Raw genomic sequence first — 26150 nt, 5'->3', positions numbered from 1 at the left:
CATCGCTTGTGTAGCAAAAGTCTACAAGCCTAAAAAATCCTTTTTCTGACCATGCGCCCAAAAGGATTTTTTACACAAACCTTGACAATTTCTGCTTCGCGTCTCTTGTTCTCATAATCTTCTGCGGCTTTGGCAAAAAGCCCGTTTTGTGTAAGTCGCCCGGTTATCGTTACATATGGCTGATCATACTCCTTCGGATTCATTTCGTATTTTGTTCTCGGGATGTCATGGCCTTCATATTCAATGGTAATTCCATCATCATGTATTTTGTCATTATATGGTGCGTTAGAGCGTTGAGACATTAAGATCACCGAGCACTTTGTATTTAATCGATAATTCATTCCCCTTTGTAGGGTTTGAACTTTTTCTGCATCACACATTTCACGATATAAGAGTATTTGGTCCTTCATAATTATATTTTCCTGTATGCATTGGCGTCGGAAGAATTACTGTCCATTTTATAGTTTGCAAAGCTGGAGAAGCTCTTAGAATCACGGAGCGGAAGAAACAAAGCTGGCGGAGGGGGAGGGATTTGAACCCTCGAAGCTCGGATTAGGAGCTTAACGCTTTTCGAGAGCGCCGCCTTCGGCCACTCAGCCACCCCTCCGTTTTCGCCCTATAAGGTTACAACCTTTGCCCGTCCTCAAGCAAGATGATTTATCTTCTTGCTTTGAAGAAATCTTGTATGAGGGCCCTGCATTCCTCTTTTAAGACGCCGCTCTTCACTTTGACCCGGTGGTTTAGGCGAGGATCACCCGTGATGTTAAAGAGCGAGCCGGCCGCCCCGGCCTTGGCGTCCTGGACTCCGAAGATGAGCTCGTCGAGCCTGGCCTGGTAGATGGCTCCGGCGCACATCGGACAGGGCTCTTTGGTCACATAGATCTTGCAGCCGGTAAGGCGCCAGCGGCCAAGTTTTTCGGCGGCCGCCTTTATGGCTAAAACCTCCGCATGGGCCGTCGGATCGTTCCTCTTCTCCCGCTCGTTATGGGCTTTCGCGATGATTTCATCACCCAGGACAATCACCGCTCCGGCCGGAACGTCGCCAGAGGCGGCCGCCATTTGCGCTTGCCCTATCGCAACCCGCATGAAATCCTCGTCAGTCACCGAACTTTCCTCCCCAAAAACCAAAAAGATGAGACCCCTTAAGTCTCATCCGATGATGTAATGGCGCGCCTGGCAGGATTCGAACCTGCAACCTTTGGATTCGTAGTCCAATGCTCTATCCGATTGAGCCACAGGCGCATCTATAAATACTGATCGGCAAGGCTTAAGCCGATAAAAGCAAGATGGCGGAGAGGGAGGGATTCGAACCCTCGAGGGAGCTTATAACCCCCAAGCCGCTTAGCAGGCGGCCGCACTAGACCGACTATGCGACCTCTCCGAGCGATATACAGTTTACCTCGGATGGGTCACATTTTCCAGTCTTAGAGTAAAAATAGCGTTTTAAGTTTTGCCCCTGTTGGCGTAACTAATGATTGCAGTCGTGATCGTGGGAGCAGGCATCATCTAGGGCTATCTCTTCCAATAAGCCCTGGCGATACTTCTCAATCACCTCTAAAACGGTGGGCTCACTGACCATGCGATAGACCTTGACGCCGCCTTGGCTTAAACGTTCCATAGCCCTAAGACCGATTCCTCCGGTTACCACGGCATCTATCGGATGGTTAACAAAAGAGGCCAAAGGCTTGCACCTGCCGTGCTCGTGGCCTTGGTCGGAGTTGTTTATCGCCTCCATCTTGGAAGTCTCCGTATCGTAGACCAAAAAGTAGGGGGCGCTCCCGAAGTGACCATAGACTATCGAGGCTAGGCCCTCATCGTTTTTGGTTGGGATACATATTCTCATCTCTCTCTCCTTTCAGGTTTTTGTCCGACCTTACCGGTTTTGACAAGAGGCTTAGGCCGGTCATTTTGAGCGGTATATATTTTTGCCTTGACAGACCTCGCATCCGAGCGGCCGCCGCTCTCCAAAGCATGGGCCCCATCTGTGGCCGCAGTCATGACAGGTAAAGATTCTCTTTGCAGCCAGGTGAACCTGGCCCCCTTCGATCTTTAATGCCTTGCCCTCAACCAAAGATTCGGCGATCTTTCTCCTGGCCGAAGAGAGGATGTTGCCAAAGGTCTGTCTCGAGACGTTCATCCTCTTTGCAGCCTCTTCTTGATAAAGCCCTTCCAGGTCGGCCAAGCGGACCGCCTCGAGCTCATCTAGGCTGAGTACAGTTTCGGCAAGCTCGCTTAAGGGGACGCCGGCCGGCTTGAAATAACGGTGATCCGGAGCGAAGGAGACCCTTCTGCACTTGACCGGTCTTACCAATTTGAGCCCTTTCGATAATAAATAGCATATGCCAATAATTTATTAGCATTTTTGGTTTTTGTCAAACCGGAGCACCGTGGGACTTGGGAAATGCGGCTTAGGCTTGTCCCAGAAAGATTAGTGGCGGAGGGGGAGGGATTTGAACCCCCGGTCGCGTTAGCGACAACGGTTTTCAAGACCGCCGCTTTAAGCCGCTCAGCCACCCCTCCGCAAAGGGCAGGAATATTTTACCTTTTAAAAGAGAGCAATAAAAGTGGGTATTACCTCTAAGCCTCGATGATCAAGGCGGGCCTTACGATGAGGGCTGCCGCCATAATTATGCAGGAGATGGCCCCGATCAATACCGCAAGGGGCGCGCCGATGACTTCGGCCACCGAGCCGAAAATGAGGCTTCCGACCGGCATGAGGCCTAAGAATATCCAGACGAAGATGCCCATGACCCTGCCCCTCACCTCGTTGGGCACGCCAGATTGCAGAGCGTTATTTATCGAGGAGGCGACGGTCGAAAAGGCGGCCCCCGAGATGACCATCATCAAAAGAGAGAGGGCATAGTTCTTGGAGAGGGAGAAGACGACCAGAGCAAGGCCGAAGATGAAGAGGGCCGGCCCGATCAGCCCATTCTTCTTGCCCCCGGACGAGACGTAGGCCACATTCAAGGAGCCGACAAGGGCTCCAAAGCCGTTTGCGGCCAAAAGAAAGCCCATCCCTTTGGCCCCAACCTCAAGTATCTCAGCCGCAAAGACCGGCATCAACACGGCAAACGGCATGCCGAAGACTATCAGGACGGCCATGGCCAAAAGCAGGATGGCTATGGCTTTGTGCTCTTTGGCGTATCTGATGCCGCCCAGGGCGTGAGAGAGGATCTTTTCACCGTTCCCCTTGTGAGGAGCAAAATTGCCCCCGATGACTAGGAGCGCTCCGATGACGGCCAAGTAGCTTATGCCGTTGGCATAGAAACAGGCTGCAATCCCCATGCTGGAGAGAATCAGGCTGGCCACCGATGGTCCAATCAGGCGGGCCGTATTGAATTGCGCCGAATTTAAGGCGATGGCGTTCAAAAGATCCTTTTTGGGTACGATGTCCGAGATCATAGCCTGCCAAGCCGGAAAGCTGAAAGCCATGGCGATTCCGGCAAAAAAGCTTATGACCCCGATATTGAAGATCGTCGCAAGCCTAAGCGACGTGAAGATGGCCAGCACAAAGGCGAAGGCCATCAGAAATCCTTGCGTCCAGAGGACCAAAAGCTTGCGATTCAAACGGTCGGCGATCGCCCCGGCAAAAAGGGCAAGGATCAGGACGGGCAGGCTCCCGATGAAGTTGATGAAACCTAGATAGAAGGAGGACTTGGTGATCTCATAGACTAGCCAGCCGAGGGCAACCGTCTGAACCCAGGTACCAACGTTGGAGAAGACCGCCCCCAGAAAGAAGTAGCGAAAATCGCGCGAAAGGAGCGAGGCAAAGAGGCGCCTTAGGCCCTTGGCCACCGGGGCGCCAACCCTCGGCTCGGGGTGGGCCGTTTCTGCCTCGATGGTTTCGGTCGCCAGGACCTCTATGGGTCTTTCGTCTTTTTCTTTCTCCAACCCTTGGCCTCCATTTAAAATGGCCATCGCCACTTGCGATGGCCATTATATTCTGCTTAAAGCCTGTCGGTGAAATGAAAAATTATACACCTCTTGGAAGAAATGACAAGCTATATAAACATGGGTGAGCTGAGCACAAGGGTGGCTATAAGCCCCCACCATGCACCAGCCACCAACATCGCTCTCTTCTTATCCAGCTTGACGTGGTCTCTCATCACCAAAAAGAAGGGCAGAGCCGACCAGATGATGAATAGGTCCACTCTCGTAAGTAGCCTATAGAGAGAGCTTTCGATGTTTACTGAAAGACTGCCAGGGGAAGATGCAAGCGCGGATAAACCCTTATGAACTATCGGAACCGAAGTGGCCGCCATGTAAATCAACTAAAGAAGATTGCGCAAGGCAAATGGGGGGCAGGTGAGGCCGGCCAAGGGAAGGGCCTTCCAAAAGGAGCTCCTCTCTCCCTAAAGCTTGTCAAAGCCGATTATGAGAACCGATTTCATGGCCCACAAAATGACCAGGCCGAAAGAGGCTCCGATTATGCCCGCCTCTTCGATGACGGCTTTGGACCTGAAGGTAGAGGTCTTGAGCAGACTAAAGCCCCCGAAAAGGAGTCCCTTCCAGTCAAAGCCACCCTTTTGGGCCTCGGTTTCGAGATCTTCCTCTGCGTCCTCTATCGTCTCTTTGGAGACATCTTCCTCCATAAGAACCCCTTTCCCCCAAACTTTAAAATCCTTCTAAAGAAGGCTTATCGCCCTTTGGCTAGCGGAACTAACCGCCCAGACCGAGCAGCCCTTTAATCAACGAGACTATCCAGTCCAAGATCGATCTGGCACCGGTGGCGCCGCCGCTTGCTCCGTTTTCGGAGGCTTCGGCCTGCTCCACTTTGACCGGAAGCTTCTTCTCGATCATCTGCTCCTGGTTGAAGTCACCGGTATATTTCAGGGTCAGGGTGGCCTCGAGGTCTCCGGCCTTCTTAGGCACAAGGACCGCCTCCATCGTGTCGCCCTCCTCGCCGTCTAAGGTGCCGATGAAGAGCTCGCCGCGGTTATATCGAAGTCCTCTCCCTCGACCTTGACGACGACCTCCTTGACCTCAAAAGTGCTTCTGTTCTCAAAGTCCACGATGAGATCGAAGGACTCCCCTTCTAAAACAGTTTCGGGATAATCTATGAAGCTTATGGCAAGATTTGGCTGCCTTGCGGCAATGAGGCCTTCGCCTGGGAAGAAGCCTTAATATTACCTTTAGAATCGACGTAAGAGAAGTTGATGGGAAAATTATATATGCCCGAGGAGAGAGAGGCGCCCGACGCCAGCTCGAAGGCTACCTTCGACTTGCTCCCGCTACCCGAGCTCGATAAATATTTCACGCTTCCGGTGCCGACCACCACGGCCACTCCCGCCTCGTCTTCATAGGCCAAAGCGATATCTAAGACTAGCATCTTACTGGCCGCGCTCGCCTCCGAGATCATCGAGAAGCTTATCCTTTCACTGTCGCCAGAACCAAGCTCTTCGATATATTTAGTATTTCCGCTCTCAACGGCGGCTATGGCGCCGCTCGCCTCAACAGCCGAGACGGAGATATCCTCAACGTCGGTGCCACTGACGTTCTTTAGGGTCAGGTCAAGCTTGAACCGGCCGCCGGGAGCGATGACCGAAGGAGACATTATATAGTTCGAGACTATCACCGCACTTGAGTGACCACCACGTTCTCAGCATCATCGTCGCCGACATTTTCCACCGCAAGATCGAGGTCAAATTCTTCGCCTGGCTCTATGCTGGAATCGGCGTCGTACTCGGTGATGACGACCCTGGGGCAGCGAGGGCCGTTGCTGGAAAGACGGCTAGAAACAGGATTAGCGAAAGAGATAGAGAAATGAGCTTCCTCAATTTTTTGCTACCTCCCCTTCTGCTTTGTGCAGAGAAACAAACTTGCCTTTAAGATCGGCTTGGCTTGCCATGCGATTTCTTCGCCTATTATGCCCCTCAGCTTAAAGAAATCACGAGGATTGATGAAATTTAAAAAATTTTTCTTGTCTTTGCCTTATTAAGAATCCTTAAACAGAAGGCGCGAGCACTCTTAGCTAGATATTATATTTCAGATTTAAAATATTTCGAATTACAAAATAATAACAATCGGCCTAGCTTAAATCACTCCTTGGGCAATAATCCCATGATCGAATCGAGCTTGACTCAAGTCTCAAAACCTTATTCATCGATCAATCTTCTCTCTGCCATCCATGAATGGCCTTAAGGCTTCGGGGATGATCACGCTTCCATCTGAGACCTGATAATTCTCCAAGATGGCCGCGAGCGTCCGTCCAACGGCCAGGCCCGATCCGTTTAGGGTGTGAACAAATTGAATCTTCCCGTTTGCATCTCGATATCTGATATTCGCCCTTCTCGCCTGGAAATCCTCGAAGTTGCTACAGGAGGAGATCTCCTTGAAATCATTATAGGAAGGGAGCCAGACCTCGAGATCGTAGGTCTTGGCCGAGGAGAAGCCGAGGTCGCCCGCGCATATATGAACCACTCGGTAGTGGAGGCCGAGCCTCTTTAGGACCTCTTCGGCGTGGGCCGTCAGCCTCTCCAGCTCCTCGTAGGAATCTTCGCTTCTGGCGAATTTGACCAGCTCCACCTTATTGAACTGGTGTTGACGGATTATGCCCCGGGTATCTTTTCCGGCCGCCCCCGCTTCTCTGCGAAAACAGGGCGTGTAGGCAGCGTAGTTCAAGGGGAGCTCATCTGCCCTAAGTATCTCTTCTCGATATATGTTGGTCACCGGAACCTCGGCGGTTGGAACCAGATAGAGATCGTCGTCGCTGCATTTATACAGCTCGGCACCGAACTTGGGAAGCTGACCAGTTCCGGTCATGCTGGCCGAGTTGACCAGTATCGGCGGAAATATCTCGGTGTAGCCGTGTTCTTTGGTGTGGAGGTCGAGCATGAAGTTTATGAGCGCCCTCTCCAGGCGGGCTCCATCCCCTTTGAGCAAGGTGAACCTTGACTCGGCGATCTTGACTCCACGCGCAAAATCGAAGATGTCAAGATCGGAGCCGATCTCGAAGTGGGCCTTTGGCGCAAAATCGAAGTTGGGCGCCTCCCCCCAGATCCGGTTCACTTTGTTATCCTTTTCATCCTGGCCGACCGGTACACTAGGGTGGGGGATGTTGGGGATGACGAGCATGGAGTCCTTGACCTCATTCTCGAGGCGAGCAACCTTTTGGTCAAACTCCTTTATCCTGTTTGAGACGACCTTCATGGCCTCGGTCTTTTCGCTTACATCCCGCTTCTCTCTCTTCATTTGGCCTATCTCTTCCGAGGCGCGGTTGCGCTCGGCCTTAAGCGCCTCGACCTCCACCAGAAGCTCCCTCCTCCTCGCATCGAGGAGCATCAGCTCCTTGAGATCGATCTCGGCTCCCCGTTTGCCCAGGGCCTCTTCGACCTCTTTAAGATTCTCCCGAACGAATCTCTGATCTAGCATTTCTTCTCCATCATTTTCCGGCCATCGGGTAAGAGCCCAGGACCTTGACGTCCCTGAACTTGCACTTCAAACACTTCATGACCGAAGCTATCTTCTCGTCCTCGATGTGGCCCTCGAAGTCTATCCAGAAGCAGTAGTCTCCCAGGCTCTTCTTGGTCGGACGCGACTGGATCTTGGTCAGGTTTATATAGCGGTAAGCGAACTCCTGCAAAATCATAAGAAGGCTTCCCGGCCGGTTCTCGTAGATGAAGCAGACGATCGAAGTCTTATCTTTGCCGGTCCTTTTCGCCTGCTCCTTGCCTAAGAGAACGAAGCGCGTCTTGTTATCCTTGAAATCCTCTATGTTGTCGTTTATTACTTTAAGGCCGTAGATCTTGGCCGCAAGCTCGGTTCCGATGGCGGCCGCCCGAGTCCTTTCACCCGCCACCATGCGAGCGGCATCAGCCGTGCTGTTGGCCGCAATTATCTCAGCACCGGGCAGATTGTTCCTCAAGAAGGCCCGGCATTGGGCGGCCGCCTGAGGGTGTGATATGACGGTCTCTATCTCATTAACCTCGGTGCCTGGTCTGGCCAGGAGGCGGTGGCGGATGGGAAAGACTATCTCCCTCTCTATGAGGGAGTTCTCCGCCTCAAAGGTCAAGGCATCCAGGGTGTCGCTGACCGAGCCCTCGGTGGAGTTCTCTATCGGCACTATGCCGCTATCGGCCCGGTCCGTCTCAATGGCCCCTATGACCTCGTGAACCGTTGCACAGGGCAAAAGGTTCTCTTCATCCACCTTGACGACCGAGAGGAGGGCTTCTTCGGTGAAGGTCCCCCTGGGTCCCAAGAAGGCTATCTTGTTATTCTCAAATTTCTTCATTTTGCCATTCCCTGTCGGCCACCTCGCCGCGATGAGCTCCCCTCGAACCCATGGCTTTTGCAATCGCCCCCTGCTCCTCGCTCGAGAGGGAGTGAGCGGTCTGTTCGCCGCCCTTTACCACCTTAGCATATGAGCGGCTGTCGGTGCGACCGTTTATTGTGCTTATGACCAGGCCGTCGCCATTTTCGTTCAAGATGGCCAGAGCAAAACTTAAGCCCCCTCCGATGTCACCGAAAGCATCGAACCTGACGAGGCCGACCCGTTGAATCGCCCCCTTAAGCTGGGTTGCGGTCCTTGCTTGGGCCCCCTCTAGATCATTTAGCCGGCCGGAAAACGAGATGACTTCATCGGCGAGCTGACCGATCAGGGCAGCCACATCGCCCTTCTTTGCTGCCTTGTTCACCCTCTTTAAGCTCCTTTTTAGGGATATGAACCTAATGGTCAAGATGAGAAGCCAGAGGGCAATAAGGGCCACAAGGCCGATGGTCGTCGCGGGGTTCCCTTCAAAAAAAGTCAACTTGCTCCTCCTAAGCGAAGATAAAGATTGTAAAATTATACACAAAAGCTGGCCGCTTTGCATTCGCTTTAAGCCTGATATACTTATTTTAACTCTGCCTTAAGGAGCATGAATATGGCTAGGCCAAGTTGTTACGACTCCCTCGTCAAACGGATTGCCTCCTTTGAATCTGTCTTGGTGGCGTTCTCCGGCGGAGCCGACAGCCTCCTCGTCCTTGCCGCCGCCAAAGAAGCGCTGGGATTTGGAGCAATCGGGGTCACCGCCGCCAGCCCCCTGCTTCCAAGTGGCGAGCTTGAGGCGGCAATGAAGATGGCTGCCACCCTCGGCGTTAAGCCCCTGATAGTCGAGATAGACCCCTTGGGTGATGAAGATTTCTTGGAAAGCGGCAAAAAGAGATGTTACTTCTGCAAGCGGCTGATCCTATCTAAGATGATGGAGACAGCATCCAAGGTGGGCGCCTCGACCCTCATTGACGGCACGAACTCAGACGATCTCTTGGACGACCGCCCCGGCCTTCTGGCCCTGAAAGAATTTGGCGTCCTCTCCCCCTTGGCCGAACTGAACATGGGCAAGAGCGAGGTTAGGATGATCCTTAAAACGATGGGCTCCCCGTTCTGGAACAAGCCGCCTCAGAGCTGCCTTGCCACAAGGATTGGGGATGGTCAGAGGATAACCTCAGAGCTGCTCGGCCGAATCGACCGAGCCGAGGCGGCCGTCAAGGGTCTGGGCATCTCCCATGTAAGGGTCAGATCGCTCGGCCCGAAGTCCGCAAAGATAGAGCTGGATTTTGGCGGCCTTACCAAGCTTGCCGAGAGGATGATTCAGGCGAATCTGCTCGCCGACTTTTCCTCTTTTGGATTCGATCGTCTATTCATCTGCGAAAAGGGGGGCGAAGCGCTCGCTCTGCCTCAGCTTAAGGAGGCCCATGGAGGCTAGGATAAAAGAGCTTCTGGTAAGGCTCGCCGAAGGTGAGATCGAAGCGGGCGAGGCCTTCGAGGCGCTCCGCGACCTTCCCTTCGAAGACCTCGGCTTTGCCAAGGTGGATCATCACCGGCCCTTGAGGACCTCTGCGCCCGAGACGATATTCTGCCCCGGTAAAGGCTTGGCCGAGATCGGCGAGATAGCCGAGTCACTGGCCAAAACAGGGACGAGCTTCATGGCCACCAGGGCCAACCAGGCCGCTTTCGACCTGGTTTTAGGCTTAGTGCCCAAGGCTAGATACCACCCGCGAGCAAGGATCATAACCGTGGGCCAAGGGACCCTGCCCAAGCGAGGAGAGGTCCTCGTCCTTACGGGTGGGACCTCGGACATCCCGGTCGCCGAGGAGGCGGCCATAGCGGCCGATATGCTCGGAGCCAAGGTCGAAAGGATATACGATGTCGGGGTGGCCGGCGTCCACCGCCTCTTATCCTTCCGAAGTCGGCTTGAGGCGGCCAACGTGATAATCGCCATCGCCGGCATGGATGGAGCGCTTCCGAGCGTGGTGGGGGGACTCGTCTCCTGCCCCATAATCGCCGTTCCAACCAGCATCGGCTATGGCGCAAGCTTCGGAGGGCTGGCCGCCCTTCTGACCATGATGAACTCCTGCGCTCCTGGAATAGCCGTTGTAAATATCGACAACGGATTTGGGGCCGGCACAATCGCGGCCAGAATAAACGCCTTGAAGGGGGAGGATTAAAGGGGATGCGGATAGCCTATTTCGACTGCTCATCGGGAATAAGCGGAGACATGTTTTTGGGAGCCCTGATAGACGCCGGCCTGCCGCTAGATGCCGTTGAAGAGGCCATCGCCTCCTTGGGCCTTCAGGGCTGCGAGATCCGCGCAAGCAGAGAGACGAGGGCGGGCCTTGCCGCAACTTCGATTAAGATCGTCTCAAAAGAGGACGGCAAGGCTCGCCCCTGGAGAGATATTAAGCGCCTGATCGAAGAGAGCTCCCTTAAGGTGCGCGTCAAAGAGCTCGCCGTCCAAATCTTTTTGGCCCTGGCCGAGGTGGAAGGCCGCCTCCACGGCCAAGCGGTGGAGGCGGTTCACTTCCACGAGCTCGGAGCAGTCGACTCCATCGTCGACATAGTCGGAGGCGCCGTCGGCCTTAGCCACTTCGCCATCGAAAAAGCCTTCTCCTCTCCCATCAAAACGGGAAGCGGAACGGTCAGATGCGACCACGGCGAGCTCCCCTTGCCCGCCCCTGCCACCCTGGAGCTTCTAAAGGGGGCTCCCATCTATGGCGGCGATATCCCCCTCGAGCTTACTACCCCAACCGGGGCGGCCCTAATAAAGACCGTCGTAAGCGAGTTTGGGCCAATTCCCCCGTCAAGAGTGCTCTTTGTCGGCTATGGAGCCGGCTCTTATGATTTAGAGTCGCCAAACATCTTTAGGCTGATAATCGGAGAGACTGAGGGCGATGGGAGAGAGACCGACCGAGCGGATGAGGTGATCCTCATCGAGACCAACATCGACGATCTGGAGCCAAAGCTATTCGGCCACATAATCGAGCGCCTCTTTACGGTGGGCGCCCTGGACGCCTGGTTGACTCCGATTTACATGAAAAAGATGCGCCCGGCCGTCGCCCTCTCGGCCATCGTCCACAAGGAGAAGGAAGAGAGCCTGATAAGAGCCTTCTTTTTGGAGACAGGGAGTCTGGGAATCAGGATTAGCCCGCTTTCCAGGAAGAAGGCCGCCCGCAAGACGGTTAAGGTCAAAACCATTTACGGCGAGATTGGGGTCAAGATCGGCCATTTTGAGGGCGGGGCCATAAGCGCCTCGCCGGAATATGAGGACTGCAGAGAGGCCGCCCTAAAGGACGGGGTTCCCATCAGGGCCGTCTACGAAGAGGCCCGGAGCCAGGCAAGGGCCGATTTGACCGGGCCCTAGCCCACCCTGAACTTAAGCTCCCTAGTATTGTTGGTGGTGATCTTTTCCCCTTCGACCGGGACGGCCGTCGCCTTGAGCAGATTTATCGCTCCGCCCTTTGCGACCTTGATCCCCTTTATTGAGACGACCTTTTTCTCTCCGGAGGCGATGCTTACTATCTTTGCGCTCCTTGCCCCCACATCGGTCCCATCCGCCGTCTCAACGATAACCCTGACGGTCAGGTCGCTTTCGGTCAGGTCGCCCTGATTTTCGACCGTCACCTCGACCGAGACCTCGCTGACATCGGGCAGGGTGGCCACCTTGGTCGCCTCGTCATAGGCGATCCGGGCTGGCTTCACCACAAGGCCGGTGACGGCGACCCCTCGAAGGACTTTGCTTTCCGACCCCGCCGCCGTCTCGACCTCGACCTCAGGGGCCTGGGGCCCCTTGATATAGGCGCTGACTTTGGAGCTGTCCGAAATATCATCATCTTCGACGAATTCTGAGCCTATGAGGGAGGAGGTCGCCCCCTTGGTCGCAAGAAGGCCCTTGGCATCCTCTTCGAAGCGGAAATAGGCCTCGTCGCTTAAGATCAGGTATCTGAGAGCAGTCGAGAGCTTGTTTGAGACGGCCTCCGATCTATCCTCCTCAAGGACGCTGGCCATGGCCGGACCATAGAGCTCCATGCCGTCCGCCCTTAAATCGAAGGCCAGCCTGGCATAGGCGTGAGCCCCCTCCAGGCTGGGCGGCGGCTCGATCGCGGCCGCCCTTCCGAATATCTCAAAGCTATCGTTATAATTCTTATCCATCCTCGCCCTAAATTCTCCCCTTGTGATCGTGAAGGCCTCGGCCCGGAGGAGGAAGAAATCTTTGGAAATCTCATTGGAGGCCCTGGCAAGCTTGTTTATCTCCAAGACATAGGAGTCGTAGGCGCTTACGTCTTCGCCGCCGCCTTTTGCGACAAAGTAGATGATGGCGGCCACGATGACGAAGAGAAGCAAGGGGCCAAGGGGCGAAGCCCTCTTCTTCCTGGGCTTCTTCATGTATCTGACTTTGCGCTTGGGAGGATATCTACCTTGTTGCTCGGACATGATGGGAGGCGGTTTCCTTCCGATTGTTTTGACTGCTGATGCTGATCGATGATGGTGCCGGAGGCGGGACTCGAACCCGCAAGCCCTTTCGAGCACTAGACCCTGAACCTAGCGTGTTTGCCAATTTCACCACCCCGGCGCAAGTGGATCGGGTCGGCCCCGATGGGGCCGATTTATCAAGAATTATATCATTTTTTTGAAGAGGTGAAGCGAAGCTGGTTAATGACGCCCAAAGTTAGTAAAATTGATTAAAACCATCGTTGGAGACATTTTGGATAGAGGCCTTTTTCTGGAGAGATTTGAAGTCATAGAAGAGCTGGGAGCCGGCGGCTTTGCCCGGGTCTACCGGGCGTTCGATCGCAAGATGGAGCGAGAGGTGGCCATAAAAGAGGTGGCAAAAGGTGGCAAAAGCGACCTTAGAACGATGCGCGAGATCAACACGACAGCTCTCTTGAAACATCCAAATATCGTGACCCTATATGAGTTCGTCGAGGATGATGATAATTTTTATCTGATTATGGAATACATAGACGGGCTCACTTTAACCTTTATCCTTGAGACGCAAGGGGCCCTCTTTCCCGAAGAGGCGGTCGCCGTAGCATCTCAGGTGGCGCTGGCTTTAGAGTATGCCCACCAGAACGAGGTCATCCATAGGGATATCAAGCCCGACAACATAATGCTCCTTGCTGACGGACGGATCAAGGTCATGGATTTCGGGATAGCCCGCCTTAAGAAAGCGCCTCGCCTCACAGTGGATAAGGAGCTTTTGGGAAGCCTCGGCTACGTATCTCCGGAGCAGGCTAAGGGAGATTACGTCGATGAGGCGACCGACATCTTTGCTCTGGGAGTCCTAATCTATACCATGCTGGCTGGCGAAAACCCCTTTGAGGCCGAGACGGCGGCGGCCACCATATACAAGACCATCAACATAGAGCCGCCGCCGTTGAGCCGGGTCGTCCCCGGCGTGCCAAAAGAGTTGGACCACGTGATTGCCGAAGCCTTAAATAAAAACCCCGACAAGAGGCAGAGGACGGTCACGAGTCTGCGCTACAAGCTTGAAAGGCTGCTGCAGGCCAAAGGCCGGCCCAAGCGGACGCTTAGTCCCCTCTTTGCAAGGGCGGCCGGGGCGTATGTGGGAGAAGGCGGCCTCTTCGACGAGGAGCTGGCTTTCATAAAAGAAGGCTTGGAAGAGATGGGGGGAAAGCGAGCCCTGGTCGCGGCAAGGCTCTTTTCGGCCGCCCTTCTGGGGGGCTTCCTCTTTCTCGGCCTTAAGGGGTCCTCCTTCTTTTCGGAGGAGATCGGGGCGATCCTATCCCTTGTCACCTTCTTTGTAGCCCTCTTCTCCCCTCTGCTTGGCTTGGTCACCGTGGCGCTCGCCGCCGCGCTGGCCATAGGCGCCTTCTCCTTCTCCCTCTCTTTGATCTTTTTAGCCCTAGCCTCCCTCTATATATTGAACTTTGCAAGAAGCTTTCCCGAGGCCAGCGCCTCTTTCCTTGCTGCACCGCTCCTTGGCCGACTCGGCCTCTCGCATCTCTTTCCCCTTGCAATCGGAGTCATCATGGATCCGATCCCGGCTGCCATAGGCGGCGCGGCCGGCGCCTTCGCGCTTGAGGCATACGACCTATTTGCCGGCTCAGCCCAGTTAGCCCTAAAGATAAAAGCTACCACAAACCCCTTCTCAACCCTATTTATCCTGCTTGAAGCATTCATCGAGGATCCGGCGCTTCTCCTGATGCCCCTCATCTGGGCGGCCGCCGCCTTTCTGGTGGCCTTGCTCGCCAAAAACAAACGCTTCTTGGCCGATCTCATCGCGGCCGGACTTGGGGGCGTCGTCCTCCTCCTCGGAGAGATGTGGCTCCCGACGCTTCACGCAAGCCCTCCCCTAGATTTGGGCAAGGCTCTGCAAAGGGTCTCTTTTTCCTTTATAATGCTTATAATATTCATCGCCATCTTTCACTACATAAAGATAACCTGGGGGCCGAAGAGATGAGGGGGGGGGATTGAGCCTGCTCGGCGAGCTGGAAAAAAGACTGGAGGGCCTGGTGGAGGGCTTTTTTGCCAAGCAATTTAAGTCAGGCATCCATCCGGTCGAGATAGCGAAGGGCCTGGCTAGGGAGATGGAGAGAAAGAAGCGGCTCTCCTTGAGCGGGTTCATCGCCCCAAGCTCCTTTTTGGTCGCCTTGAGCGCCGATGATTTCGAGGCTACGGGACCGATGAGAGAGACCTTTTTGGCCGAACTAAAGAACTTTGTGGAGGAAACGGCCAAAAAGGAGGGCTGCCGTCTTCTGGCCAAGCCCCAGGTTGAGCTGACTAAAGACGTCTCTCTATCTTTGGGCGAGATGAGGGTGGAGACGCTCGAAGTCGACCCAATAGCCATTGAAGCCTTTGAGCTCGAGCAGAAAGACCCAAAGGCCCGCCTTTTGCAGAGAGGCAGCCGGGGCTCGAAGGATAGCGTCTTTCCTCTCGAAAAGGAGACGACTACGATAGGACGCCTTTCCGGCTGCGATATCAACGTTATGGACCAGAGCGCCTCTCGCCTTCATGCCGAGATAAGAAAAGACGGCCGAAGGTATATCCTAAAAGATCTTGGCAGCACCAATGGCACCCTGCTCAATGACTGCGTGGTGGAATCAGCCCAGTTAAAACAGGGGGATGTCATAACGGTCGGAAAGACCAGATTGGAGTTTAACATCAGCGATGTTTAGTCTGATCCAGATAGCATTAAAGATCATTTTTCTGATCCTCCTCTATCTGTTCCTCTTTTCGCTCATTAGGAGGATCGGGAGCGATCTTGACGAAGGCCAGCCCCTTGGAACGAAGATGGCCGAGGGGCCGGCCAAGGAGCCGCGGCTCGTCGTCTTGGACAGCCAGTTCTTGGAAGCGGGCCGGATGTTTGAGATAAGCGGCGAGCTCTCGATCGGAAGGGATGACTCCAGTGATGTTAGGATCATGGACGACTTCGTCTCCAAGGAACACGCTCTGATATACGGCCAGGACGATGCGTTCTATTTGGATGACTTGGAGAGCGCCAACGGAACCTTCTTAAACGGCGAGCGGCTCTGGGGGGCTCGTCCCTTGAAGGTCGGCGACAAGATTCAGCTCGGCCGGACGCTCTTTGAATTTTTGGAGTGATGACGGGTGATAAGTTTCGGGGCTAAGTCCGATATCGGAATGGTTAGAGAGGTCAACGAAGACGCCTATATCGCGGGCGGCAACTTGTTTGCCGTGGCCGATGGCATGGGCGGCCACAAGGGTGGCGAGATAGCGAGCAAGTTGGCCCTCATCTCGATAGCAAAGAGCTTAAAGATGGAGGGCGATCCAAAAAAGAACCTCCTCTCGACGATGAGGAGGGCCAATCGGGGCATCTATCAAAGGAGCATCGTTAGCCCCGAGCTCAAGGGGATGGGAACGACCTTGACCGTCCTTCTCATAAGCAACAGGGCGGCTCATATCGGGCACATTGGTGATAGCCGGGCCTATCTTGCGCGCGGCGGAGAGCTGGTCCAGTTGACCCAGGACCACTCGCTGGTAGCCCAGATGGTAGCCGAGGGCAAGCTGACGAGCAGAGAGGCCCACCTCCACCCCTTAAGAAGCGTCATAACCAGATCGCTCGGGGCAAGCGCAATGGCCGATCCGGACGTGTTCACCCTAAAGCTGAAAGACGGCGACCGCCTCCTTTTGGCAAGCGACGGCTTGAACTCGATGTTGAGCGACGCCGAGATCCTTGAGATAGTGGGCAAGAAAGAGGAGCCCCAGGCCGTCTGCGAGGAGCTCGTCTCTGCGGCTAACCGCCAAGGCGGCAGGGATAACGTCACCGTGGTCTTGGTCGAATACCTCGAAGAAGAGGGGCTCACCTTTGATACCTTGACGACCAAGAAGAATTCTGTGCCGCTGCCCCAAATGAACCCCGGCTGCTTCGTTGCCTTCTTTCTGGTCATAACGCTTATTTTGGCCTCGCTATCCAGCCTCAAAGAGGCCTTGTCGTGAGGGCGAGAAACGTAGAGGCTCGCCTGTTAATCTTGGTGGTGGCCTTCACCTTCGTGGGAACCATCTCTTTGGACCTGGCCACCCATGGTTTTATCTCGCCCGGCTCTCTCCTCTTCACTTCGATCTTTCTCCTTTTGGCCGTCGCCTCCCATATGGCTTGCCGTTTCTTCGCTCCCAGGGCGGATTATTTTATGCTCCCGCTCGCCCTCGCCTTGACATCGCTCGGGACGCTCGCCATCTATCGGCTCAAGCCGGGCCTGGTCTGGATCCAACTCCTCTGGGCGGGCGTCGGGATACTGGCCATGACTTTGACTCTGCTCTTCTTCGAGAGAGTCCCATATCGTGAGCTCGAGAACTACAAATACGTCTTTGCCCTCATCTCGATAATGCTCCTCCTCTCGCCGGCCTTCTTCGGCCGCGAGATCTACGGTGCCAAGCTCTGGCTGAGGCTCGGCCCGCTCTCCTTTCAGCCGGCGGAAATCGCCAAGCTCTGCATAATAGTATTTCTGGCCGCCTACCTGAAGGATAGGGGAGAGCTCCTCTCTCTGGCCAAAAGAAAAGTTAAGGGGGTGGAGATTCCCGACATAAAACACTTCGGCCCACTCATCATGATGTGGCTGATTTCGCTCGTCATTCTGATCCTTGAAAAGGATCTCGGATCTTCTCTCCTCTTTTTTGGGACCTTCCTTGCCATGATCTATGTCGCCACAGGCCGACCCGCCTACATCATCACGGGGGCACTTCTCTTTGCCGCCGGGGCCATATTCTGTTATTTCATATTCACTCACATCCAGACCCGGGTCGACATCTGGCTCAATCCCTGGACCGATCCGGATGGCAAGGGCTATCAGATCGTCCAGTCCCTCTTTGCCGTATCGAGCGGGAGCGTCTTCGGATCCGGGCTTGGAAACGGCTATCCCTCCCTAATTCCGGCCGTACATACCGATTTTATCTTTTCGGCTCTGGCCGAAGAGCTTGGGCTTCTTGGTGGAGTGGCCGTCGTTCTGACCTATATGCTCATGGCATATCGGGGCTTTAAGATCAGCCTAAGAGCCCGGGATGATTTCGGAAAATATCTCGCCTTTGGGCTAATAACCATCTTTTCGCTTCAGGCCTGTATAATCATGGCCGGCACCACCAAGCTGATACCGCTCACCGGCATAACCCTGCCCTTCATGAGCTATGGAGGAAGCTCCATCCTCTCCAACTTCATCTTGCTCGGCCTGTTGCTCGTGATCTCGGCTCCCAAGGAGGCCTTGAGCGAATGAATAGGCGACTTAGGCTGATGGGGCTCTTTTTCTCCCTCTCCTTCATCCTTATAATCTTGAATCTCTCATATCTTCAGGCCTTTGCAGCCAAAAGAATATTGTCCAGTCCCGCCAACCGGCGGGCTCTAGCCGAAGAGGCTCAGGTCGAGCGGGGCCGGATACTCTCGGCCGACGGGGCCGTCTTTGCCGAGAGTGTCGCCTCTAACGGGTCTTTCAAGAGGCTATATCCTCTTGGCGAGACGGCCTCCAGCGTCATCGGCTTCAACAGCATCAAGTATGGCCGCTCCGGCATCGAGCTCGCCTTTAACGACTATCTGCTGGCAAGATCGGGCGATGATACGGCCCAAGAATTCTTCGATCGGCTGGCCGGAAACGACCCGCCCGGAAACGATGTCGTCCTCTCGATCCGGCTTCCCGTCCAGAAGGTCGCAGAGGCGGCTCTAGAGGGCAAGGTGGGAGCGATTCTTGCCATAGACCCAAGGACGGGCGAGATCCTGGCCATGGCCACCAGCCCGACCTTCGATCCGATGCTGCTTGACGATAGCTGGTCTACCTTGATAGATGACCCCTCTTCACCTCTTCTAAATCGAGCCACCCAGGGTCTCTACCCTCCCGGCTCTTCCTTTAAGATGCTGAGCACGGCGGCGGTTCTGGATTCCGGCAAGGCCACCTTGGGCTCAGTCTATCCGGCCCCCGGCGAACTTAAGGTTGGGGGAAACATCGTTTCAAATTATGATAAGAAGGACTACTCCACGCTCTCCCTAAAAAGCGCCTTTGCCCTCTCTGCCAACACCGTCTTTGCTCAGGTCGGTCTCGACTTGGGAGCCAAGGGCTTAGTCGACTACGCGGAGCGGTTCGGCTTCAATGAGAAGATCGATTTCGAGCTGGCCGTCAAGGAGAGTCGAATTCCAAAGGCAGCCGAGATGGACGAGGTCGAGCTGGCTTGGAGCGCCGTCGGCCAGGCAGAGCTGCTTGTCAGCCCGCTTCAGATGGCCCTCTGCGCCTCAGCGATCGCGAACGACGGCCGCATGATGAAGCCCTTTCTCGTCAAGGAGATATTGAGGCCGAGCGGGGAATCGATCTTTAAGGCCGAGCCAAAAGAACTTGGCCGGCCAATAGGGCCTATGGCGGCCGCGGCCGTCTCCGAGATGATGGTCGAGGTAGTTAAGAGCGGAACGGCCGCGGCCGCCAGAGTGGGCGGAGTCCTGGTGGCCGGAAAGACGGGAACGGCCGAGCTCGCCAAGGGCGAGCCTCACGGCTGGTTCGTGGGCTTTGCCCCAGCCGACCGCCCAAGGGTTGCGGTCGCCGTTTTGGTAGAGAATGGGGGCCAAGGTGGCAGGGTTTCGGCTCCCTTGGCAAAGCTCGTGCTAAAAGAGGCCCTTAAAGAGAGCGAATGACGGCTACGCCCCATTAAAAAGGACCTCATTTCTCCTTTTGGATTTTTTTTCTATCTGATAGAATAAGTTATTCTTGAAGGGTGGCTTTGGCAATCACTATGGTCGGAAAGACTTTTGGCAAGAGATATAACGTCATAGAGAAGATCGGCAAAGGCGGCATGGCCGACGTCTATAGGGCTGAGGACTCGGTCCTAAACCGCACCCTGGCCATCAAGGTCCTCCATCCCCAGTTCGCACAGGAGACCAACTTCGTCGCCAGATTCAAGGTCGAGGCCCAAGCGGCTGCGGGCTTAAATCATCCCAACATCGTAAACATTTATGACTGGGGCCACGAGGACGAGACCTATTTCATAGCAATGGAGTACCTGGAGGGTTGGAACTTAAAGCAGCTCATTGAGGCTCAGGCCCCCTTGCCCGTCGACGAGACGCTTGAGATGGCGATACAGGTCTGTTCGGCCCTAGGTTTCGCCCATCAAAGGGGCGTCATACACCGCGACATAAAATCGCAAAACATAATCATTGCGCCTCACGGTCAGGTTAAGGTGGCCGATTTCGGAATAGCCAGAGCCGGAGGGGCTTCAATGACCCAGACCGGCTCGGTTATGGGCACGGCCGAGTATATCTCCCCCGAGCAGGCTCAGGGTATCGAGGTCGGCCGCGCTACCGATATCTACTCGCTTGGCATAGTCCTCTACGAGGCCTTAACGGGCCAGCTCCCCTTCAAGGGGGATGGCCCGGTGGCCGTCGCCATGAAGCAGGTCCAAGAGAAGCCGCTTTCGCCATCTTTATTGAATAGTGAGATCTCTAGGCCCTTAGAGCAAGTCATCTTGAGGGCGCTCGAGAAGAATCCGGCCGGTCGTTATCATTCGGCCGAAGAGATGAAACAGGACCTTTTGAGCATCTCAAAGGACCTGCCCATAAAACAGCCGCCTCCGCCCGTCGAAACCGACTCGGGGCAGACCCGCATAATGCCGCTCACAGAGGCCGCCCCAGCCCCTCGCAGAGGGCCGAATCAGAAGAGGCGAAAAAACTTAACCCCTTATTTTAAGCTCGGAGCCCTTGGGCTGGCCGTCCTTCTGGGCGCCTTTCTGATCTTTAATCTTCTCTTCGGAGGGCGGGTGGTCGTTCCGGACCTTGGCGATAAGACCCTGGAAGAGGCCGTCTCCCTTCTGGATGAGGCCGGCCTTAAGCTTGCAAATGAAAATGATTTCAAAGAGGATGATCGAAAGAGCCGGGTGGTCGAGCAGGACCCTGAGGCAGGCGCAAGCGTCAGAAAGGGGAGCTCGGTTACTGTCACGCTCGAGAGCGCCGTAACCGTTCCCGACGTGGAGGGCATGACCCGCGATAAAGCCATCGAGGCCATAGCTCGGGCTGGCCTTGCTCTTGGAAAAGTCAACGTTGTGGCGGACGAAGAGGCGGAGAAGGATACTGTCATAGGCCAACTTCCAAAAGCTAATAAAAAAGTTCCTCCCGGCACCAAGATCGATTTAATCGTGAGCGAGGGGGGCCCGATGCTAATGCCCAATCTCGCTGGCAATAGCAAAGATGAGGCCGTAAGGCTCTTGGAACGACTTGGCCTGGTGCCAGAGATAGAAGAGGTCTACAGTCCGCTTGAAATAGGTCGAGTCGTCGGCCAGACCCCGGCGGCCGGCGAAGAGATCGCGGCGGGAGAGACCGTAACCTTGGAGATCAGCAAGGGTCAGCCCTTTATAAATATGCCTAACGTCAAGGGGATGACCGAGGAGGGAGCAACAGCCAAGCTTGAAAACCTTGGGCTTCTGGTAGACTATGATTATCCTTCTGAAATTCCAGATAACGTTACGGGCTACGTCTTGGACCAGGACCCGGCCGTCGGTGAAAAAATCGCTATAGGCGGGACGGTCATCCTGACCATCGGCGAAGAGGGCGGAGCTTTCGGCCAAAGCAAAAGAGGCCGACCAAAGGCTCGTGCCCGTTTGGGCCTCGATTGTATGAGGGATTCTTTTTCCCCATCCCACCAAAAGCCCGTGCTACTACAGATCGTGGGTGAGGTGGGTTTCGAAAAGAGGTTGGCTCGAAAGGGATCCGCGCAAGGAGCGTGGTTGGTGGAGGATATCGGATTCGAACCGACGACCTCCGCCTTGCAAGGGCGGCGCTCTCCCAGCTGAGCTAATCCCCCAACTCGCCAATCGGCCTTAAGAGAAGGCCCAAAGAGACTCCATTAACAAAGGCGCCAAATATGCTCTGCGCGCCTTTTGCGTTATAGCCTCTTCTCTCAAATGGTGGGCCTAAGTGGATTCGAACCACTGACCTCACCCTTATCAGGGGTGCGCTCTAACCAACTGAGCTATAGGCCCGCTCTCAAAATCTAGCCTCATTATTTTAACCAGCAAACTAAAATATATCAAACACTTCTTAGCGTTCTGTTTAATTTTTTCTATCCCGAGCGGCCAAGCTCCCTAGCCCTTTATCACGCCAAGTGGCCGCAGCTTGGCCACTCGCCTAGAGAGGCCGGCACCTTCACAAACCAGAGTCACCCTATCGACGTCTTTATAGGCGCCCGGAGCCTCTTCGGCCAGGGTTGATTTCTGCCCGGCCAAGACGATGACTCCCCTCTCTTCGAGGTCCTTTCTCAACTGGTCCAGCCCGATGCTCTTCTTGGCCTGGGTGCGGCTCATGACGCGCCCCGCCCCGTGACAGGTCGAACTGAAGGCCCTCTCTTCTGACTCCTCCGTCCCAAGCAATACGTAGGAGGCTCGCCCCATGTCCCCAGGGATCATGACCGGCTGACCGATCTCTTTATAGGGAGAATCTTTGGGCAAGAGGCTGGGCCCAAAGGCCCTGGTGGCCCCCTTTCGGTGAACACATAGCTTCATCTGCTTGCCGTCCACCACATGCTCTTCGAATTTGGCCAAATTGTGAGAGACGTCGTAGAGAAGCTCGATGCCCATCTCTTTGGCGGTCGCCGAGAAGGTGCTCTCGAAGGACTCTTTGGCCCAGAAGGCCAGAAGCCCCCTGTTGACCATGGCATAATTGGCCGCAGCCGCCATTGCTCCATAGTAATTGCGTCCCTCAGGTGAAGCGATGGGGGCGGAGGCGAGCTGGCGGTCTGGCAGGGTAAGGCCCATTCTTTTGACCACCCCGTCCATCACCTTGACGTAGTCGGTGCAGACCTGATGACCAAGGCCCCTTGAGCCGGAGTGGATCATGACCATAAGCTGACCTTTAAATATTCCAAAAGCCTTGGCGCTGGCCGAATCAAAAATCTCGGTCACCTCCTGCACCTCTAAAAAGTGGTTGCCCGAGCCGAGCGTGCCTAACTGACTAGCGCCTCGATCGAAGGCCCTCTTGCTGACCGCGCCAGGATCTGCACCGGCCAGCCGCCCGCTCTCCTCGATGCGATTCGTCTCGTCTTTACTGGCAAATCCCCGCTTTCGAGCCCATTCGATCCCCTTGTCCAGCACCTCTTCGAGCTCGCTCTGGTTAAGCGAGATCTTTCCTTTGCGCCCAAGCCCTTTGGGGATGTTTCGGGAGAGCTCGTGCATAAGGGATTTTAGATCGGGCTCTATCTCGCTTGCAATCATGGACGTCTTCAGGAGCCTGACCCCGCAGCTGATGTCGAAGCCAACCCCGCCTGGCGAAATGAAGCCGTCCTCTTCTCGCACAGCGGCCACCCCGCCAATGGGAAAGCCATATCCCCAATGGATATCGGGCATAGCAAAGGAAGCTTTGACTATTCCGGGAAGGGTGGCGACGTTAGCCACCTGCTCCAGCGCCTTAGACGATTCGTCCGTTGCAAAAAGGCTTTCGTCGGAGAATATTATCCCGTCGACCAACATGTCGCTTCGGGTCTCTTTGGGGATTCTGTAGCAATACTCGCCGATCTTTTCGATGCCCTTGATTGCAACCGCCTCCCTTTTTTTACTGGGCTAAACGTCAAATATGACTCGGCTCTTTAAGCGTTCTTTTTCGCTCTCCACTTTGAGCATATGATAGGTGGCTGCTTTTATCTCCGTTTTGATCTCATGTTTGATAGGATTTAACTCCTCGCCGCGGGCCACGGCCCTTAGCCCCTCTTCGCTGAGCTCCAGGATGTCGAACTCTTTAAATAGAACCCCCTTGGTCTCGAAGAGATAGATCAATTCGTTAAGCCAGGCCACCATCAGTCCCTCAACATCTTCCGCTTCGACCTCCACTTGAATCTCAAGATCTTTTGAAACGGCGTTAAGTTCTGTAATTAGACTGAACATGCCGATGGCGGTGTTTTCAAAAACCTCTTTTAGGTCCCCGCCGTAGCCGATTATCCCGACATCAGCCGTATGTTCTATAACCTCAAAGGGCCTGGGGCGGCTCTCCTTTTTTTCAGACTCCATCCCCGTTTTCCTCTGAGGCCCTGGCGCTGGCCACTTTGGCGACCGTGCTCACCACATCGTTCTCTTTAAGGTTGATGACCCTAACCCCGCGGGTGCTCCGGCCCATCCGGCTTATCCCTTTGGCCGCCGTCCTGATCACCAAGCCTTCGGCCGAGATGAGCATGATCTCGTGCTCATCGCTTACCACCTTGGCCCCGGCCAGCCTTTCCCCGCTCTCAAACTTTTTGATCGTGCGAACGCCCTTTCCGCCCCGAGCCTGGGCCGGGTATTTGGTGATCGGTGTCCGCTTGCCATAACCGTTATTGGTGACGACGAAGAGCTCGCCGAGGTTTCTTACGACGTCCATCGCAAGGACCACGTCGGCCAGATTTAGGGTGATCCCCTTGACCCCCGAGGCGGCCCGGCCCATCGGACGAACGTCGCTCTCGTCGAAACAAATCGATTGACCCAGCTCGGAGACGAGGATTATTCTGTCATCCTTATCTACCAGCTTGACCCCTATTAACTCGTCATTTTCTTTCAGGTTCAAACCAATTATCCCGCCACGCCTTGCGGTGTCGTACTCTTTGAGCTCGGTCTTTTTGACCAGACCGAGCTTGGTCGCCATTATGATATATTTGCTCTGCTCAAAACCCTTGGCCGCGATGACGGCCGCTATCTTTTCGCCCGGCCCAAAGGGAAGGATGTTGACGATGGCCTGCCCCTTGGATGTGCGGCTGCCCAAGGGGAGCTCGTGAACCTTGACCCGGTAGACCTTGCCCTCGTTGGAGAAGAAGAGGACGTAATCGTGGGTTGAGGAGACGAACATGTGCTCGACCACGTCCCCGTCCTTGAGATTCATGCCGATGACCCCGCGGCCGCCCCGTTGCTGCTGGCGGTAGGTCTCGACGGGCAAGCGCTTGACGTAGCCCGAATTGGTTATCGAGACGATCATCTGCTCTTCGGCAATGAGGTCCTCCTCCTCCAAGTCATCCTCGGCCGGAACTATCTTGGTGCGCCTCTCGTCGAGATAGTTCGTCTTGATCTCAAGGATTTCCCTCTTGATGATGGCGTAGACTCTCTTCTCGTCGGCCAAGATGGCTTTGAGCTCGGCGATCGCCTCAAGGAGTTCTTTGTGTTCGGTCTCTATCTTCTCGCGCTCAAGGCCGGTCAGCTTCTGTAGGCGCATATCCAAAATGGCCTGGGCCTGAGTCTCGCTCAAAGAGAAGCGCTCCATGATGCTTGAGCGGGCGATATCGACCGTCTTTGACGACTTGATAAGCTTTATCATTTCGTCCAAATTGTTCAGGGCAACCAAAAGCCCTTCCAAAATGTGGGCTCTGGCTTCAGCCTTGGCCAGATCAAACCTCGTCCTTCTAACGATGATCTCTCTCTGGTGGTCGAGGTAGTACTTCAGGGCCTCGAGCAAGTTGAGGACCTTGGGAGCCGTGTCGACCAGGGCCAGCGTTATGATATTGAAGGTCGTTTTGAGTTGGGTATATTTGAATAGCTTGTTTAAGGCGACCTTGGGAACGGCCTCCCTCTTCAGCTCGATGACCAGACGCATGCCGCTCCTGTCGGACTCGTCGCGCAGGTCGCTTATCTCGGTTATCTTTTTCTCCCTGGCGAGCTCGGCAATCTTCTCGGTCAGACGCGCCTTGTTGACCTGAAACGGGATCTCGGTCACGATGATCCTGTGCTTTCCCGATTTCGTCTCTTCGATGTGGGTTTTGGATTTCATAATCACGTTGCCGCGCCCGGTCCGATAGGCCTCTTTTGTGCCGGCCGTGCCGACGATGAGTCCCCCGGTAGGAAAGTCTGGTCCCTTAATCTGAGTCATCAGATCCTCTATGCCGGCCTCTGGTTTATCGATCAGCATGACGACGGCATCGATGACCTCGGCCATGTTGTGAGGCGGAATGTTGGTCGCCATGCCGACGGCTATCCCCGAGGAGCCGTTGATAAGGAGGTTGGGAAGCCTCGAGGGCAGAACCGTCGGTTCGCTCAGGGTCTCATCGAAGTTGGGGGCGAAATCGACCGTCTCTTTGTTGATGTCTTTCAGCATTTCCATGGCCGGCTTGGAGAGGCGAGCCTCGGTATAGCGCATGGCGGCCGGGCTGTCGCCGTCGACCGAGCCGAAGTTTCCGTGGCCATCGATGAGCTGATATCTCAAGGAGAAGTCTTGGGCCATCCTAACCAGAGCGTCATAGACGGCGCTGTCGCCGTGGGGGTGATACTTTCCCAAAACCTCTCCTACGATGCGGGCGCACTTCATATAGGGCTTGCCCGGAACCATGCCAAGATCGTACATGCCGTAGAGGATGCGGCGGTGGACCGGCTTAAGGCCGTCTCTCACATCGGGCAGGGCACGCCCGGCGATCACGCTCATGGCGTAATCGATGTATGAGCGCTTCATCTCCTCTTCGATGTAGACCGGTTCTGTTTTGTTTCCAAAAAGCTGCGCTCGTGATGACATCTA

At 55.0% G+C, this 26150-nt stretch carries 27 protein-coding genes and 7 tRNA genes; 10 read left to right on the top strand and 24 right to left on the bottom strand.

Annotated elements, in window-relative coordinates:
* Window positions 1–29 precede the first annotated feature (29 nt).
* The 9 genes from QMD53_02150 to QMD53_02110 all read right to left on the bottom strand — a co-directional run bounded on the left by QMD53_02150 (window position 30) and on the right by QMD53_02110 (window position 3891).
* Window positions 30–410, bottom strand: coding sequence for a hypothetical protein (locus QMD53_02150; protein ID MDI6799470.1), 381 nt, complete (start codon window positions 408–410; stop codon window positions 30–32).
* 104 nt (window positions 411–514) lie between these two features.
* A tRNA-Ser gene (locus QMD53_02145) sits at window positions 515–607 on the bottom strand.
* 50 nt (window positions 608–657) lie between these two features.
* Window positions 658–1104, bottom strand: a complete 447-nt coding sequence (gene tadA / locus QMD53_02140) for a tRNA adenosine(34) deaminase TadA (GenBank protein MDI6799469.1) — start codon at window positions 1102–1104, stop codon at window positions 658–660.
* Window positions 1105–1165: 61 nt separating this feature from the next.
* A tRNA-Arg gene (locus QMD53_02135) sits at window positions 1166–1242 on the bottom strand.
* A gap of 45 nt (window positions 1243–1287) precedes the next feature.
* Window positions 1288–1381 (bottom strand) — tRNA-Ser (locus QMD53_02130).
* Window positions 1382–1468: 87 nt separating this feature from the next.
* On the bottom strand, window positions 1469–1843 hold the full coding sequence (locus QMD53_02125) for a NifB/NifX family molybdenum-iron cluster-binding protein (GenBank protein ID MDI6799468.1): 375 nt from the start codon (window positions 1841–1843) through the stop codon (window positions 1469–1471).
* Between the two features lie 60 nt (window positions 1844–1903).
* Window positions 1904–2311 carry a DUF134 domain-containing protein gene (locus QMD53_02120; GenBank protein ID MDI6799467.1) on the bottom strand — a complete coding sequence of 136 codons (408 nt, stop codon included), beginning with the start codon at window positions 2309–2311 and terminating at the stop codon, window positions 1904–1906.
* A gap of 121 nt (window positions 2312–2432) precedes the next feature.
* Window positions 2433–2520 (bottom strand) — tRNA-Ser (locus QMD53_02115).
* A 57-nt stretch (window positions 2521–2577) separates the two neighbouring features.
* The gene (locus tag QMD53_02110; protein ID MDI6799466.1) at window positions 2578–3891 is read right to left on the bottom strand and encodes an MFS transporter; all 1314 of its coding nucleotides are present in this window, start codon (window positions 3889–3891) and stop codon (window positions 2578–2580) included.
* A gap of 93 nt (window positions 3892–3984) precedes the next feature.
* Between QMD53_02110 and QMD53_02105 the strand changes: the two genes are divergently transcribed.
* A complete protein-coding gene (locus tag QMD53_02105) occupies window positions 3985–4170 on the top strand; it encodes a hypothetical protein (protein ID MDI6799465.1) in 186 nt (61 codons plus the stop codon).
* 182 nt (window positions 4171–4352) lie between these two features.
* Here QMD53_02105 and QMD53_02100 read toward each other — a convergent pair whose 3' ends face one another.
* The 6 genes from QMD53_02100 to QMD53_02075 all read right to left on the bottom strand — a co-directional run bounded on the left by QMD53_02100 (window position 4353) and on the right by QMD53_02075 (window position 8747).
* Window positions 4353–4592 carry a hypothetical protein gene (locus QMD53_02100; GenBank protein MDI6799464.1) on the bottom strand — a complete coding sequence of 80 codons (240 nt, stop codon included), beginning with the start codon at window positions 4590–4592 and terminating at the stop codon, window positions 4353–4355.
* Between the two features lie 67 nt (window positions 4593–4659).
* Complete coding sequence (locus QMD53_02095; GenBank protein MDI6799463.1) at window positions 4660–4887, bottom strand: hypothetical protein; 228 nt, start codon at window positions 4885–4887, stop codon at window positions 4660–4662.
* 178 nt (window positions 4888–5065) lie between these two features.
* Entirely contained in the window at window positions 5066–5575 is a 510-nt protein-coding gene (locus tag QMD53_02090) for a hypothetical protein (protein ID MDI6799462.1), read from the bottom strand.
* A gap of 524 nt (window positions 5576–6099) precedes the next feature.
* Window positions 6100–7371: a serine--tRNA ligase gene (serS, locus tag QMD53_02085; GenBank protein MDI6799461.1), complete on the bottom strand. Its 1272-nt coding sequence runs from the start codon at window positions 7369–7371 to the stop codon at window positions 6100–6102.
* A gap of 10 nt (window positions 7372–7381) precedes the next feature.
* Entirely contained in the window at window positions 7382–8230 is an 849-nt protein-coding gene (gene pheA, locus QMD53_02080; GenBank protein MDI6799460.1) for a prephenate dehydratase, read from the bottom strand.
* Window positions 8217–8747: a DUF4446 family protein gene (locus QMD53_02075; GenBank protein MDI6799459.1), complete on the bottom strand. Its 531-nt coding sequence runs from the start codon at window positions 8745–8747 to the stop codon at window positions 8217–8219. Before QMD53_02075 ends, pheA begins: the two co-directional genes overlap by 14 nt.
* A 114-nt stretch (window positions 8748–8861) precedes the next feature.
* On the opposite strand from QMD53_02075, the gene larE reads away from it, so the two are divergent.
* The 3 genes from larE to larC are packed head-to-tail and all read left to right on the top strand — an operon-like array spanning window position 8862 to window position 11618.
* Window positions 8862–9683 (top strand): ATP-dependent sacrificial sulfur transferase LarE, encoded by an 822-nt coding sequence (gene larE, locus QMD53_02070; GenBank protein ID MDI6799458.1) that lies wholly within the window; start codon window positions 8862–8864, stop codon window positions 9681–9683.
* Window positions 9673–10425 carry a nickel pincer cofactor biosynthesis protein LarB gene (larB, locus tag QMD53_02065; protein MDI6799457.1) on the top strand — a complete coding sequence of 251 codons (753 nt, stop codon included), beginning with the start codon at window positions 9673–9675 and terminating at the stop codon, window positions 10423–10425. Before larE ends, larB begins: the two co-directional genes overlap by 11 nt.
* 5 nt (window positions 10426–10430) lie before the next feature.
* Complete coding sequence (gene larC / locus QMD53_02060) at window positions 10431–11618, top strand: nickel pincer cofactor biosynthesis protein LarC (protein MDI6799456.1); 1188 nt, start codon at window positions 10431–10433, stop codon at window positions 11616–11618.
* Here larC and QMD53_02055 read toward each other — a convergent pair.
* Window positions 11615–12688: a hypothetical protein gene (locus QMD53_02055; protein MDI6799455.1), complete on the bottom strand. Its 1074-nt coding sequence runs from the start codon at window positions 12686–12688 to the stop codon at window positions 11615–11617. The genes larC and QMD53_02055 overlap by 4 nt on opposite strands.
* Window positions 12689–12740: 52 nt before the next feature.
* Window positions 12741–12827 (bottom strand) — tRNA-Leu (locus QMD53_02050).
* A gap of 132 nt (window positions 12828–12959) precedes the next feature.
* Here QMD53_02050 and QMD53_02045 point away from each other — a divergent pair.
* The 6 genes from QMD53_02045 to QMD53_02020 are packed head-to-tail and all read left to right on the top strand — an operon-like array spanning window position 12960 to window position 19340.
* Entirely contained in the window at window positions 12960–14678 is a 1719-nt protein-coding gene (locus QMD53_02045; GenBank protein ID MDI6799454.1) for a serine/threonine-protein kinase, read from the top strand.
* Window positions 14679–14688: 10 nt separating this feature from the next.
* A complete protein-coding gene (locus QMD53_02040; protein ID MDI6799453.1) occupies window positions 14689–15393 on the top strand; it encodes a DUF3662 and FHA domain-containing protein in 705 nt (234 codons plus the stop codon).
* Window positions 15386–15820, top strand: coding sequence for an FHA domain-containing protein (locus QMD53_02035; GenBank protein MDI6799452.1), 435 nt, complete (start codon window positions 15386–15388; stop codon window positions 15818–15820). Before QMD53_02040 ends, QMD53_02035 begins: the two co-directional genes overlap by 8 nt.
* Window positions 15821–15826: 6 nt before the next feature.
* On the top strand, window positions 15827–16675 hold the full coding sequence (locus QMD53_02030) for a Stp1/IreP family PP2C-type Ser/Thr phosphatase (GenBank protein ID MDI6799451.1): 849 nt from the start codon (window positions 15827–15829) through the stop codon (window positions 16673–16675).
* Complete coding sequence (locus QMD53_02025) at window positions 16672–17943, top strand: FtsW/RodA/SpoVE family cell cycle protein (GenBank protein ID MDI6799450.1); 1272 nt, start codon at window positions 16672–16674, stop codon at window positions 17941–17943. Before QMD53_02030 ends, QMD53_02025 begins: the two co-directional genes overlap by 4 nt.
* Window positions 17940–19340: a penicillin-binding transpeptidase domain-containing protein gene (locus QMD53_02020; GenBank protein ID MDI6799449.1), complete on the top strand. Its 1401-nt coding sequence runs from the start codon at window positions 17940–17942 to the stop codon at window positions 19338–19340. The genes QMD53_02025 and QMD53_02020 overlap by 4 nt, the downstream gene beginning before the upstream one ends.
* A gap of 1031 nt (window positions 19341–20371) precedes the next feature.
* Here the strand turns inward: QMD53_02020 and QMD53_02015 are convergent.
* The 7 genes from QMD53_02015 to gyrA all read right to left on the bottom strand — a co-directional run bounded on the left by QMD53_02015 (window position 20372) and on the right by gyrA (window position 26147).
* Complete coding sequence (locus QMD53_02015) at window positions 20372–20782, bottom strand: hypothetical protein (GenBank protein ID MDI6799448.1); 411 nt, start codon at window positions 20780–20782, stop codon at window positions 20372–20374.
* A gap of 72 nt (window positions 20783–20854) precedes the next feature.
* Window positions 20855–21262: a hypothetical protein gene (locus QMD53_02010; protein ID MDI6799447.1), complete on the bottom strand. Its 408-nt coding sequence runs from the start codon at window positions 21260–21262 to the stop codon at window positions 20855–20857.
* 160 nt (window positions 21263–21422) lie between these two features.
* Window positions 21423–21498 (bottom strand) — tRNA-Ala (locus tag QMD53_02005).
* A gap of 101 nt (window positions 21499–21599) precedes the next feature.
* Window positions 21600–21676 (bottom strand) — tRNA-Ile (locus QMD53_02000).
* 102 nt (window positions 21677–21778) lie between these two features.
* The gene (locus tag QMD53_01995) at window positions 21779–23158 is read right to left on the bottom strand and encodes an RtcB family protein (GenBank protein MDI6799446.1); all 1380 of its coding nucleotides are present in this window, start codon (window positions 23156–23158) and stop codon (window positions 21779–21781) included.
* Between the two features lie 90 nt (window positions 23159–23248).
* On the bottom strand, window positions 23249–23692 hold the full coding sequence (locus QMD53_01990; protein ID MDI6799445.1) for an archease: 444 nt from the start codon (window positions 23690–23692) through the stop codon (window positions 23249–23251).
* A complete protein-coding gene (gene gyrA / locus QMD53_01985; protein MDI6799444.1) occupies window positions 23682–26147 on the bottom strand; it encodes a DNA gyrase subunit A in 2466 nt (821 codons plus the stop codon). Before gyrA ends, QMD53_01990 begins: the two co-directional genes overlap by 11 nt.
* Window positions 26148–26150 lie beyond the last annotated feature (3 nt).

Source organism: Actinomycetota bacterium (assembly GCA_030017835.1).
GTDB lineage: Bacteria > Actinomycetota > Aquicultoria > UBA3085 > Oleimmundimicrobiaceae > Yes70-04.
This window is presented reverse-complemented; position numbering and strand designations above follow the sequence as displayed.